The 11,504-nt window shown below is 69.7% G+C and carries 9 protein-coding genes; 1 reads left to right on the forward strand and 8 read right to left on the reverse strand.

The genetic code is table 11. The features are described from left to right. Nucleotides 1-20 precede the first annotated feature (20 nt). The 8 genes from gatB to AB0I81_RS20120 all read right to left on the reverse strand — a co-directional run bounded on the left by gatB (nt 21) and on the right by AB0I81_RS20120 (nt 10,695). Nucleotides 21-1,526, reverse strand: a complete 1,506-nt coding sequence (gene gatB / locus AB0I81_RS20085) for an Asp-tRNA(Asn)/Glu-tRNA(Gln) amidotransferase subunit GatB (protein ID WP_360658579.1) — start codon at nt 1,524-1,526, stop codon at nt 21-23. Between the two features lie 51 nt (nt 1,527-1,577). Further along, entirely contained in the window at nt 1,578-2,153 is a 576-nt protein-coding gene (locus AB0I81_RS20090) for a hypothetical protein (RefSeq protein WP_360658581.1), read from the reverse strand. Then, a complete protein-coding gene (locus AB0I81_RS20095) occupies nt 2,150-3,181 on the reverse strand; it encodes an AAA family ATPase (RefSeq protein WP_360658582.1) in 1,032 nt (343 codons plus the stop codon). The genes AB0I81_RS20090 and AB0I81_RS20095 overlap by 4 nt, the downstream gene beginning before the upstream one ends. Nucleotides 3,182-3,201: 20 nt before the next feature. Continuing rightward, nucleotides 3,202-4,692: an Asp-tRNA(Asn)/Glu-tRNA(Gln) amidotransferase subunit GatA gene (gatA, locus tag AB0I81_RS20100; protein ID WP_360658584.1), complete on the reverse strand. Its 1,491-nt coding sequence runs from the start codon at nt 4,690-4,692 to the stop codon at nt 3,202-3,204. Beyond that, entirely contained in the window at nt 4,689-4,988 is a 300-nt protein-coding gene (gene gatC, locus AB0I81_RS20105; RefSeq protein WP_101787882.1) for an Asp-tRNA(Asn)/Glu-tRNA(Gln) amidotransferase subunit GatC, read from the reverse strand. Before gatC ends, gatA begins: the two co-directional genes overlap by 4 nt. Nucleotides 4,989-5,107: 119 nt before the next feature. After that, the gene (locus tag AB0I81_RS20110; RefSeq protein ID WP_360658586.1) at nt 5,108-7,186 is read right to left on the reverse strand and encodes an EAL domain-containing protein; all 2,079 of its coding nucleotides are present in this window, start codon (nt 7,184-7,186) and stop codon (nt 5,108-5,110) included. 264 nt (nt 7,187-7,450) lie between these two features. Further along, entirely contained in the window at nt 7,451-9,649 is a 2,199-nt protein-coding gene (gene ligA, locus AB0I81_RS20115; RefSeq protein ID WP_360658588.1) for an NAD-dependent DNA ligase LigA, read from the reverse strand. Nucleotides 9,650-9,714: 65 nt separating this feature from the next. After that, nucleotides 9,715-10,695 carry a methionine synthase gene (locus tag AB0I81_RS20120; RefSeq protein ID WP_360658589.1) on the reverse strand — a complete coding sequence of 327 codons (981 nt, stop codon included), beginning with the start codon at nt 10,693-10,695 and terminating at the stop codon, nt 9,715-9,717. Nucleotides 10,696-10,719: 24 nt separating this feature from the next. On the opposite strand from AB0I81_RS20120, the gene AB0I81_RS20125 reads away from it, so the two are divergent. Next, a complete protein-coding gene (locus tag AB0I81_RS20125; RefSeq protein WP_360658591.1) occupies nt 10,720-11,352 on the forward strand; it encodes an MBL fold metallo-hydrolase in 633 nt (210 codons plus the stop codon). Nucleotides 11,353-11,504: the final 152 nt, after the last annotated feature.

Consider the following 11,504-nt stretch of genomic DNA (forward strand, 5'->3'; position numbering starts at 1 on the left):
AGTCGACGGGGCCAAGGGACCTACTCCGAGACGCCGAGCTTCTCCAGGATGAGCTGCCGGGCCCGGCCCGCGTCAGCCTTCCCCTTGCTGGCCCGCATGACGCCACCCACCAGCGCACCCACGGCGGCGACCTTCCCTGACCGCACCTTCTCGGCCGCGTCGGCGTTGTCGGCCAGCACCTGGTCGATGATCGCCGACAGCTCGCCCTCGTCGTTGACGATCTTCAGGCCGCGCCGCTCGACCACCTCGTCCGGCGCACCCTCACCGGCCATCACGCCTTCGAGCACCTCACGCGCCAGCTTGTCGTTGAGCGCGCCCGAGGCGACCAGCTCGGTCACCCGGGCGATCTGCGCGGGCGTGATCGGCAGGTCGGCCAGCGGCGTACCCGTCTCGTTGGCCCGCCGCGCCAGCTCGCCCATCCACCACTTACGCGCGTCCGCCGCCGGGGCGCCGGCCGCGACCGTGGCCTCGACCAGGTCGATCGCGTCGGCGTTGTGCATGGCCTGCATGTCGAGGTCGGACAGGCTCCACTCGGCCTGCAGCCGCTTGCGCTTGACCGACGGCAACTCCGGCAGCGCCGCCTTCAGCTCGGCCACCCACGCCGTGTCGGGCGCGATCGGCACCAGGTCGGGCTCGGGGAAGTAGCGGTAGTCCTGCGCCTCCTCCTTGGATCGCCCGGACGTGGTGGTGCCGGTGTCCTCGTGGAAGTGCCGGGTCTCCTGCGTGATCTTGCCGCCCTGGGCGAGCACGCCCGCCTGCCGCTCGATCTCGCTCCGCACGGCCCGCTCGACGCTGCGCAACGAGTTGACGTTCTTGGTCTCCGTACGGGTGCCCCACTCCGACGCCCCGCGCGGCATGAGCGACACGTTGACGTCACAACGCAGCGAGCCCTCCTCCATACGCACGTCGGAGACGCCCAGCGAGCGCATGACCTCACGCAACTCGGTGACGTACGCCTTGGCCACCTCGGGCGCGAGCCGGTCGGTGCCGGGGATGGGCTTGGTCACGATCTCGACCAGCGGGATGCCGGCCCGGTTGTAGTCGACGATCGAGTAGTCGGCCCCGTGGATGCGCCCGGTCGCCCCGCCCATGTGCGTGGACTTGCCGGTGTCCTCCTCCAGGTGCACCCGCTCGATCTCGATCCGCACGGTCTCCCCGTCGACCTCGACGTCGATGTAGCCGTCGAAGCAGAGCGGCTCGTCGTACTGGGAGATCTGGTAGTTCTTCGGCATGTCCGGATAGAAGTAGTTCTTCCGGGCCATGCGGCACCACTCGGCGATCGAGCAGTTCAGCGCCAGGCCGATGCGGATCGTCGACTCGATGGCCGCGGCGTTGGCCACCGGCAGCGCCCCGGGAAAGGCCAGGCAGGTCGGGCAGACCTGCGTGTTGGGCGGGGCGCCGAAGGTCGTCTTGCAGCCGCAGAACATCTTCGACCTGGTGCCCAGCTCGACATGCGTCTCGAGGCCGAGCACCGGCTCGAACCGCTCGAGCGCTTCGTCGTACGGCATGAGCGTACCGGCAGTCATGATGAGGTCCTTAGTTCAGTTCGTTGCGTTATCAAGCTATCGCTTCGGCTCTCAGAGGAAGCCATGGTTCCTCAGCGCCTTGGAGGTCGCCTCCACCCACGCGGCGTAAGCGGGCAGTTCAGCCAGCATGGACAGATCAACGTTGTTACCGGCGGTGGCGAAATGCTCGTCGACCTTGCGGTGGTTGACGCCTGCCAGCACAGCCCTCAGCACGGCCTTGGGATCGGAGATCCGCTCGGCCTCGCGTGGCCTGGCCGGCAAGCGGCTCAGGTCGGCGCCCCGGACCCGCGTCCAGACCTGCGCATCGGCCAGCAACCAAGCCTCGGTCTCCTTCACCGGAATCAAGGGAATCACGTCCTGGTCCGCATGTCTGACCGCTTTGTCCCGCTCCCGGTAATCGCTGTGCAGGAAGATCAGATGACAGTTGGGGGCCAGATCCAGGATCGCCTGCCGGATACGATCGTCGTCCTTGATCATCCGGCAGGCGCCTCGCTCGACCTCCATGAGGTCCACGGGGCGCGGCGCATCGTCCAGCAAGGCACGGAGTTGGCGTGCGATGACCGGACCGAGGAAGAGCTCATCAGTGCCTCCCTCGGTGATGAGCCCCGGCACGAGGGGGCGGCTCATGGCGCCTGCCCGACCGTGCTCAGGTAGTTGCGGACCTGACGAGGCGAGGCGAACGTGCCCGGCTCACCCGTCTGGCGCACCGGCTTGGCCACCGTCACTCGGGATCGCGGTTTCCCACCTCCCGTCCGCCAGGCCGACTCGAGGAACACCAGAGAACCGGGATCGCTGCGATAGAGGGTGGAGACCGCGACCGGCGAGTGGGTGGTGAGGATGACCTGACGCCAGGCACCGCCGTTACCCCCCACACGCGCCGCCACCCTCTGCAACAACGCACCCAGCCTGCTCGGATGAAGACCGTTCTCGATCTCCTCCACCATCAGCAACCCGGAGGAGACCCCGTCGTACAGCGCGGCGAGCAGCGCCAGCACCCGCAGCGTGCCGTCGGACGCCAGCCGGCCGGGGACCGGTTCGTGATCCACCAGCAGGTCGAAGGACCACTCCTCCGACCTCTCGTCGAGCACCGGCTGAACACCGGTGACATCGGGCACCAGCGCCGAGAGATCCACCATGAGATCGTCCAGCTGACCGTCCCGGGCCATCCGTCCGAGGACGGCGGCCAGGTTTCCGGCGTCCTCCATGAGCGGCCGGTGATCCAGCGCGCTCGCAGGCCGGCGCATGGCGGTCGGGTCCGGCAGGTGGTGGTGCCAGGCACGAACCTCCAAAGGCCAGAGCGCAGCAGGCGCGCTCTCCCAGGCCACGGACCATTCGCCGGAGCGATCGGCGTGGACCGCGGCGGCCAGAGACACCCTCTCGGCCACCGCCCGCACCCTGATCGTGAACTCGGACACGGCGTCGTCGCCGGCCGGCCGGTGGAAGAGCTCCTGCGGTTTGCCCCTGCGCGCGCTCAGCAGCGGATCGTGCACGTCCTTCGAACCCTGTGCCAGCAGCGCCCCGCGAGCGAACGCCAGCGCGTCCAGCAAATTGGACTTCCCGCTGGAATTCGGCCCGACCAGGGCAAGGAACGGCGGCACGTCGAGTTCGAAGTCCAGGAAGGACTTGAACCCGTCGATCTCGATCCGTGTGAGCACGCCGCCGTCCCCCTATGGCCCTACAGCTCCGGCGCCTTGGACAGCAGGCCGGCGCCCCAGCGGCTCTCCAGGGCCTGTTCCACGGCCGCGCCGACCCGGTAGCAGCGGTCGTCGCCCAGCACGGGGGCCATGATCTGCAGTCCCACCGGCAGGTTGTCCTCGTCGGCCAGGCCGACCGGTACCGAGATGGCCGCGTTGCCCGCCAGGTTGGACGGGATCGTGCACAGGTCGGCGAGGTACATGGCCATCGGGTCGTCGGCCCGCTCGCCGATCGGGAACGCCGTGGTCGGCGTGGTCGGCGACACCAGCACGTCCACCTGCTGGTAGGCGGCCTCGAACTCGCGCGCGATGACCGTGCGCACCTTCTGCGCCTGGCCGTAGTAGGCGTCGTAGTAGCCGCTCGAAAGCGCGTACGTGCCGAGCATGATGCGCCGCTTGACCTCGGGACCGAAACCGGCGGCCCTGGTCAGCGCCATGACCTCCTCGGCGCTGCGGGTGCCGTCGTCGCCGACGCGCAGGCCGTAGCGCATGGCGTCGAAGCGCGCCAGGTTGGAGGAGCACTCCGAGGGGGCGATCAGGTAGTACGCGGGCAGCGCGGTCGTGAACGACGGGCAGGAGACCTCGACGACCTTGGCCCCGAGCGACTCCAGCAGTTGCACGGCCTCGTGGTAGCGGGCCAGCACGCCCGCCTGGTAACCCTCGCCCGCGAACTCCTTGACCACGCCGATCCGCATGCCGGAGACGTCGGGGGTCCTGGCGGCCTCGACCACCGAGGGCACGGGCGCGTCCACCGAGGTGGAGTCCATCGGGTCGTAGCCGGAGAACGCCTCGTGCAGCAGCGCCGCGTCGAGCACGTTGCGGGCGAACGGCCCAGGCGTGTCGAGAGAGCTGGCGAAGGCGATCAGGCCGTAACGGGAGGAGCCGCCGTAGGTCGGCTTCATGCCCACGATGCCGGTCACCGAGGCGGGCTGCCGGATGGAGCCGCCCGTGTCGGTGCCCGTGGACAGCGGCGCCTCGTACGCGGCCACGGCGGCACTGGAACCGCCCGACGAACCGCCCGGCACCCTGGTCAGGTCCCACGGGTTGTGGGTCGGGCCGTAGGCGGAGTTCTCCGTGGAGGAGCCCATGGCGAACTCGTCGAGGTTCGTCTTGCCCAGGATGACCAGCCCGGCCTCGCGCAGGCGCGCGGTGACCGTCGCGTCGTACGGCGGCCGCCAGCCCTCCAGGATCTTGGAGGCGGCGGTCGTCGGCATGTCGCGCGTGGTGAAGATGTCCTTGTGCGCGATCGGCACCCCGGCCAGCGGCCCGAGCTGCTCGCCGGCCCTGCGCCTGGCGTCCACGGCTCGGGCCTGCTCCAGCGTCGTCTCCCGATCGACGTGCAGGAACGCCTTGACCTTGGGCTCGACCTCGGCCATCCGGTCGAGGTGCGCCTCGGCCACCTCGACGGCCGACACCTCGCCGGCGGCGATCATCGAGCCCAGCTCGGCGGCGGTCTTACGGATCAAGCTCATGCCTCCTCCCCGAGGATGCGCGGCACCCGGAAGCGGTCGTCCTCGACGGCGGGGGCGCCGGAGAGCGCTTGCTCGGGGGTCAGGGACTGTCGCACCTCGTCGGCACGGAAGACATTGGTCAGCGGAAGCGCGTGCGACGAAGGCGGAACATCCTCGGCGGCGACCTCGGCCACCTTCGCGACCGACTCGATGATGGCATCGAGTTGGGTGGCGTAGTGATCGAGTTCGTCGTCGGTGAGCGCCAGCCTGGACAATCGGGCCAGGTGTGCGACCTCGTCGCGGGTTATGGCGGACATGAGTCGTTGAACCCGTTTCGTGGATGGAGTCTTTGGACACTGCCATCCTAGAGGGCTTGACGTCGCAGCCCCGACCCATTAACCCACTGGCAACATCCGCCCCGGTACGAAACGTAGTGTCAGGCTGAGCTGCTGACCTCTGGCTGGTAGCCGAACTCCACGGTGTTCTCCACTGTGTCCCCCACCCGGTCCCGCAACCACGCCGCGGCCTCCTCGGCCGGCATCGGGTGGCAGAACAGCCAGCCCTGCCCCACGTCGCACCCCATCTCCACCAGCCGCATCGCCACCTCGTCCGACTCCACGCCCTCGGCGACCGAGCGCAGCCCGAGCGAGCGGACCAGGTCCACGATGGAGCGTACGATCCGGTAGTCGTCCTCGGACCCGGCGATCCGGCGTACGAAGGAGGCGTCGATCTTGACCTCGGACACCGCCAGCCGCTGGAGCCTGATCAGCGAGGAGTAGCCGGTGCCGAAGTCGTCCAGGGCCAGCGGGACGCCGAGCGTGGCCAGCGCCTTGATGGTCTCCTGGGTGTAGGCCTGGTCACCGGTCAGGATGCGCTCGGTGACCTCCAGCTGGATGGCCGCGGGCGGCAGCCCGTAGCGGGCCAGGCCCACTTCGAGCTGCTCGGGCAGCGCGGAGGCGAGCAGGTCGCGGGCGGAGATGTTGACCGAGATCTGCACCCGCAGCCCCGAGTGCCACCAGGCGGCGGCCTGCTCCAGGGCCTCCTCGACCACGTACGCCGTGAGCTGCCGCATCAGGTACGACTGCTCGGCCAGCGGCACGAACTCCGACGGCGGGATCGGCCCGTGCACCGGGTGCCGCCAGCGCAGCAGCGCCTCGACCCCCTGCACGTCACCGGTGCCCAGCACCACCTTGGGCTGGAAGTGCAGGCGCAGCTCGCGGTTGTCGATCGCGCGGCGCAGGTCGCCCAGGAGGGTGAGGCGTTCCGGGGAGTTGCGGTCCTTGTCGGCCTGGTAGAGCTCGACTCCCGTACGGCCCTCCTTGGCCAGGTACATGGCCACGTCGGCGCGCTGCAGCAGCAGTTCGAAGTCGGGCGCGTGGTCCGGATAGAGCGCTATCCCGACGGACCCGTCGAGGTCGAAGGTCATGCCCTCAAGGCGTACCGGCTCGGTCAGCGCCGCCCGCAGCCGGGCCGCCACCTCCCTGGCCGCGTGCGCGTCCCTGATCGAGGGCAGCAGCACCGCGAACTCGTCGCCGCCCAGCCTGGCCACGACGTCGCCCGGCCGTACGGAGTGGGTGAGCCGGTGCGCGATGAGCTGCAGCAGCCGGTCGCCCACGGGGTGCCCCAGCGTGTCGTTGACCTCCTTGAACCGGTCGAGGTCGAGCAGGAACAGGCCGACCCGCTCGTCCTGGCGCGCCTCGGCCAGCGCCTCCTCGGTGCTGACGATCAACATCTTGCGGTTGGGCAGGCCGGTCAGCTCGTCGTGCAGGGCCTGGTGGTCGCGGCGCATGGACAGCGTGGCGGTGAAGTAGACGGCGGCCAGGGGCGCGACGAAGAGCGGCACGAGCCCCGGCGAGTGGTTCATGACCACGACGACCAGCGGCGCCAGGCCCAGCAGCGCGGTGTAGACCAGGCCCTGCGGGCCCACGGTGGCCCGTACCACCCGCACGATCGAGCGCCGCTCGTGCAGCGCGACCGCGCCGGACACGAGGGTGGCCCTGGTGACGAAGTACGCGGCCCCCGCCAGCGCGATCGCCAGCAGGTGGTCCCCCGCGGGCACCCACGGCGCCGCCGGGCTCGGCACGATGCCGAACATCCCCAGGACCACGGCCGCCGCGGTGAGCGCGAGGGTGGACTGGGCGATGTTGAACATGACCCGGTGCCACGACTTGCGCGTCACCACGCCGTTCATGGCGACGGCGACGCCCTGCATCAGCACCGCTATGGGCAGGCCGAGGTGCAGCAGCACGGCGAAGGTGAACATGGTCGACGGGTAGGTGCCGCCCACGGCCGTGGCCGAGGACACCATCACGGGCCGCAGCTCGCCGAGGATCACCAGCACCGCGAGCACCCAGAACAGCGGCGTGCGCGCGAGCTCGGCCAGGCCGGACGGGTCCAGCCTGAGCATGGCCACCACCAGGGCGGTGCAGCCGATCACAGTGATGCCCGCGAGGTAGCCCCACAAGGGCGTCCCGACGCGTGGTCCGGTGTCGCGGGTGTCGGTTGGGTCAGTCATCGGTAACAGAACCCCCATTAGGTCACTATGGGAGGGTACGACCTTCACCCCACTTCGCGAAACCAAGCGCGTACGTTCCGTCACTTCTCCTTTCCGACATATACCCAAAAAGCACCCTCAGTAGCAAGTCGAGCACCCTAAGCCCCGAAAAACCGCCGAACCCTTATCTGCCAGCACGAAGGCGGCATGGCAACGGGGCCCGCCCGTACCCACGAACGGACCCCGCGAGCGCTGATCGAAAAGCTAGGGCTCCCGGCTGAATCCTCAGCCCTCTTCCGGATCCGGGGTGACCGCCACCTCCGCGGCCGCCTCAGGCCCCTCGTTGAGCAGCACCTCGAACCCGGCCACGTCAAGAATGGGCACCCCTGCGCTGACCGCCTTGTCGTACTTCGACCCGGCGTTCTCCCCCGCCACCAGGAACGACGTCTTCTTCGACACCGACCCCGACACCTTGCCGCCCCGGCTGGTGAGCGCGTCGGCGGCCGAGTCGCGGGTGTAGCCCTCCAGGGTGCCCGTCACCACGAACGTCATCCCCGCCAGCGTCTGCGGCCCCTTCTCGGGAGCGGGCTCGTCCTCCATCCGGACCCCGGCCGCCCGCCACCGCTCGACGATCTCCCGGTGCCAGTCGACCTCGAACCACTCCTTGATCGTGGCCGCCACCTTCGGCCCGATGCCCTCGACCGCGGCCAGCTCCTCTTCAGAGGCATCTCTGATGGCGTCGATCGAGCGCATCGCGTTGGCCAGGGCGGTGGCGGTCGGCGGGCCGATGTGCCTGATCGACAGGGCGACCAGGATCTGCGCGAGCGAGACCTGCTTGGCCCGCTCCAGCTCCTCCATCAGCCGCAGCGCGTTCTGGCTGGGCTCGCCGCTCAAGTTGGAGAAGAACGTGACGATCTTCTCCTCGCCCGTCTTGGGGTCGATCTTGGGCAGGCCGGTGTCCTGGTCGCGGACCACCGACCTGATCGGGATGAGCTGTTCAAGCGTCAGGTCGAACAGGTCGGCCTCGGTGCGTACCACCGGCTGCTGCGGCGGCAGCGGCTGGCTGAGCGCGGTGGCGGCGACGTAGCCGAGCTTGTCGATGTCGAGCGCGCGCCGGCCCGCGGCGAAGAACAGGCGCTCGCGGATCTGGGCCGGGCAACCGCGCGCGTTGGGGCAGCGCAGGTCGGCGTCGCCCTCCTTCTCGTACGCCAGCTCCGTGCCGCACTCCGGGCAGTGCGTGGGCATCACGAACTCCCGCTCGGACCCGTCGCGCAGCGCCGTCACCGGCCCGACGATCTCGGGGATGACGTCGCCCGCCTTGCGCACCACCACGGTGTCGCCGATGAGCACGCCCTTCTTCACCACGATGGCGGCGTTGTGCAACGTGGCCCGCTCGACGGTCGAGCCCGACACCACGACCGGCTCCATCATCCCGAACGGCGTGACCCGCCCGGTTCGCCCGACGCCCACCTTGATGTCGAACAGCTTGGTGTTGACCTCTTCCGGCGGATACTTGAACGCCATCGCCCACCGCGGCGCCCGCGAGGTCGAGCCCAGCTCCCGCTGCGTACGGAAGTCGTCCACCTTCACCACGACCCCGTCGATCTCGTACGGCGGGTCGTGGCGGTGCTCCCGGTAGTGCTCGATGAACTCGTTGACCTCGGTGAGCCCCGGCACCACCTGATACAGGTCGCTGACCGGCAGCCCGAACTCCCGCAGCCGGTCGTAGACGTGCGACTGCGCCACCGGCTCGGCCGCGCCCTCCCACAGGCCGATGCCGTGCACCAGCATCCGCAGCGGCCGCTGCGCCGTGATGCGCGGATCCTTCTGCCGCAGCGTGCCCGCCGCGGAGTTGCGCGGGTTGGCGAACGGCGGCTTGCCCTGCTCGACGAGCTGCTCGTTGAGCTTCTTGAAGTCCTCGACCGGGATGTAGACCTCGCCGCGCACCTCGACCAGGCTCGGCACGTCATCGCCCTTGAGCCGGTGCGGGACGCCCTTGATGGTGCGCACGTTGGCCGTCACGTCGTCGCCGGTGCGCCCGTCGCCACGGGTGGCGCCGCGCTCCAGCTTGCCGTCGCGGTAGACCAGCGCGATGGCCAGCCCGTCGATCTTCAGCTCGCACAGATAGGGACCGGGGTCGCCCTCGGCCAGCCGCTCGGCGCGCGCCTGCCAGGCCGCCATGTCCTCGGCGGTGAAGGCGTTGTCGAGGCTCTCCATCCGGTTGAGGTGCTGTACCTTGGCGAAATCGCCCGACACCGGCGCGCCCACCTGCTGGGTGGGCGATTCGGGCGTCTGCAGCGTCGGATGCGCCTCCTCCAGCGCGAGCAGCTCGTTGAACCACCCGTCGAACTGGGCGTCGCTCACCGTGGGCCGATCGAGCACGTAGTAGCGCCAGCGGGCCTCCTCGACCAGCTCGCTGAGCTCGGCATGTCGCTTGAGCGCGGTCACCGGCACGCCCTCGACCTCACTGCCCGGCTCACTCACGGAGCGTCTCCTTCCATGCGTCCACCTGTGCAAACGCTATCGTCGGGCACCGACAGAAACACGGCTCATCCCTCTTCGGGATCGTCCCTGAGCACCTGCGCCGCCTTTCTGCAGGCCGCCAGGGCCGCGCGCGCGTACGAGGGCGACGCCCCCGCCAGCCCGCACGCCGGGGTCAGCACGACCTGCGAGGCCAGCCGGTCCGGCGCGAACCCCACCCGCCGCCACAACTCCAGCGCGGGCCTGGCCACGGTCTTCGGATCCGCCGGCCGCGTGTCCCTGCCCGGCACGACGCCCATGAACAACATCTTCCCGGCCTCGAACAGCTCCCCCAGCGCGTCCTCGTCCCTGCGCCGCAGCAGCGCCGCGTCCACCGACACCCCCCGCGCCCCGGCCCTGCGCAGCAGGTCGAAGGGTACGCGGGGCGCGCAGCAGTGCACCACGGGCTCGTCGAACAGCCGCAGCGACTCCTCCACCCGCCACTCCTCCACGGCCGCGAGCCGCCCGAACCCCGACGCCGTCGGCACGGTGCCGGCCAGCACGCCGGGCAGCCCCGGCTCGTCGAGCTGCAGGACGATCTCCGTCACCCCGGGCAGCCGCCGCCGCACCTCGGCGCAGTGATCGGCCACGCCCTGGGCGAGTGAGGCGGTCAGATCCCGTACGGCTCCCGCGTCGGAGAGCATCTTGTCCCCGAACTTGAGCTCGATCGCCCCCGCCAGCGTCCACGGCCCGCAGACCTGCAGCTTCAGCGGCCCCGCGTAGTCGTGCCCGATCTCCTCCAGCCCGTCGAGATCGCGCCGCAGATGATCGACGGCCCGCTGGTGGTCGCGCCCCGGCCGGTCACTCAGCCGCCACCCCGAGGGCTGCACCTCGACCGGCAGCTCGACCAGCAGCCCGGCCGACCGGCCCACCATGTCGGCCCCGACACCCCTCGCGGGCAGCTCGGGCAGGTACGGCAGCCCGGGCACCTCGCCGAACACGACCCTGATCGCCTCTAGATGATCCTCACCCGGATGCGAACCGACTCCGGTGGCTTCCCACGTAGACATGGGCACAAGCGTAGGCTCTGGCGAATGAAGCTCATCAAGTACGACCACGCCTGCGTCCGGATGGAGAAGGACGGCAAGGTCCTGGTCATCGATCCGGGCTCGTTCACGAAGGACCCCGTGCTGGACGGCGCGGACTCCGTGCTCATCACCCACGAGCACTTCGACCACGTGGACGTCGACAAGCTCAAGGCCGCCTCGCCCGACCTGGAGATCTGGACCTGCGAGGGTGTCGCGGCCGAGCTGACCGAGGTGCCGGGCAAGGTCCAGGTGGTACGGCACGGCGACGCCTTCGAGACGGCCGGTTTCCAGGTCAGGGCGTTCGGCGAGTGGCACGCCTTCAACCACCCCGACATGACCGTCGTCCAGAATGTCGGCTTCCTGATCGACGACGAGGTCTTCTACCCGGGTGACGCGCTGACCGTTCCCGAGGCGGAGGTGGGCACGCTGCTGGTGCCGACCGGCGCGCCGTGGCTGAAGCTGTCGGAGATGGTGGAATATCTCCGTACGATCCGCCCGGCCAGGGCGTTCTCCACCCACGACGCCCTCTACAGCGAGATCGGCCTGCGCCTGGTGGACGGCTGGCTGAAGATGGAGGCGGACAGGCAGGGCGCCGACATGCGCCGGCTGAAGGTCGGCGAGTCCGCCACCCTCGGCTAGCCCCGTTTTCCGCATGTGAGTGATCTTCAGCGGAGGTCTCGTGGATCGATGTCAAGGAGATCCAGGAGGTGGAGTTGGAGGTCGGTGGGTTGCGGGATGGCCGGGGGTGACTGGCCGGTGCCTGGGATCAACCGGATGCCGGCCAGCGCGTC

Source organism: Nonomuraea sp. NPDC050404 (assembly GCF_040655495.1).
GTDB lineage: Bacteria > Actinomycetota > Actinomycetes > Streptosporangiales > Streptosporangiaceae > Nonomuraea.

What these genes read in the sequence shown, in the direction of transcription:
- gatB (WP_360658579.1), bottom strand. Translation starts at nt 1,526, where the DNA reads ATGACTGCCGGTACGCTCATGCCGTACGACGAAGCGCTCGAGCGGTTC.
- AB0I81_RS20090 (WP_360658581.1), bottom strand. Translation starts at nt 2,153, where the DNA reads ATGAGCCGCCCCCTCGTGCCGGGGCTCATCACCGAGGGAGGCACTGAT.
- gatA (WP_360658584.1), bottom strand. Translation starts at nt 4,692, where the DNA reads ATGAGCTTGATCCGTAAGACCGCCGCCGAGCTGGGCTCGATGATCGCC.
- gatC (WP_101787882.1), bottom strand. Translation starts at nt 4,988, where the DNA reads ATGTCCGCCATAACCCGCGACGAGGTCGCACACCTGGCCCGATTGTCC.
- AB0I81_RS20110 (WP_360658586.1), bottom strand. Translation starts at nt 7,186, where the DNA reads ATGACTGACCCAACCGACACCCGCGACACCGGACCACGCGTCGGGACG.
- AB0I81_RS20120 (WP_360658589.1), bottom strand. Translation starts at nt 10,695, where the DNA reads ATGTCTACGTGGGAAGCCACCGGAGTCGGTTCGCATCCGGGTGAGGAT.
- AB0I81_RS20125 (WP_360658591.1), top strand. Translation starts at nt 10,720, where the DNA reads ATGAAGCTCATCAAGTACGACCACGCCTGCGTCCGGATGGAGAAGGAC.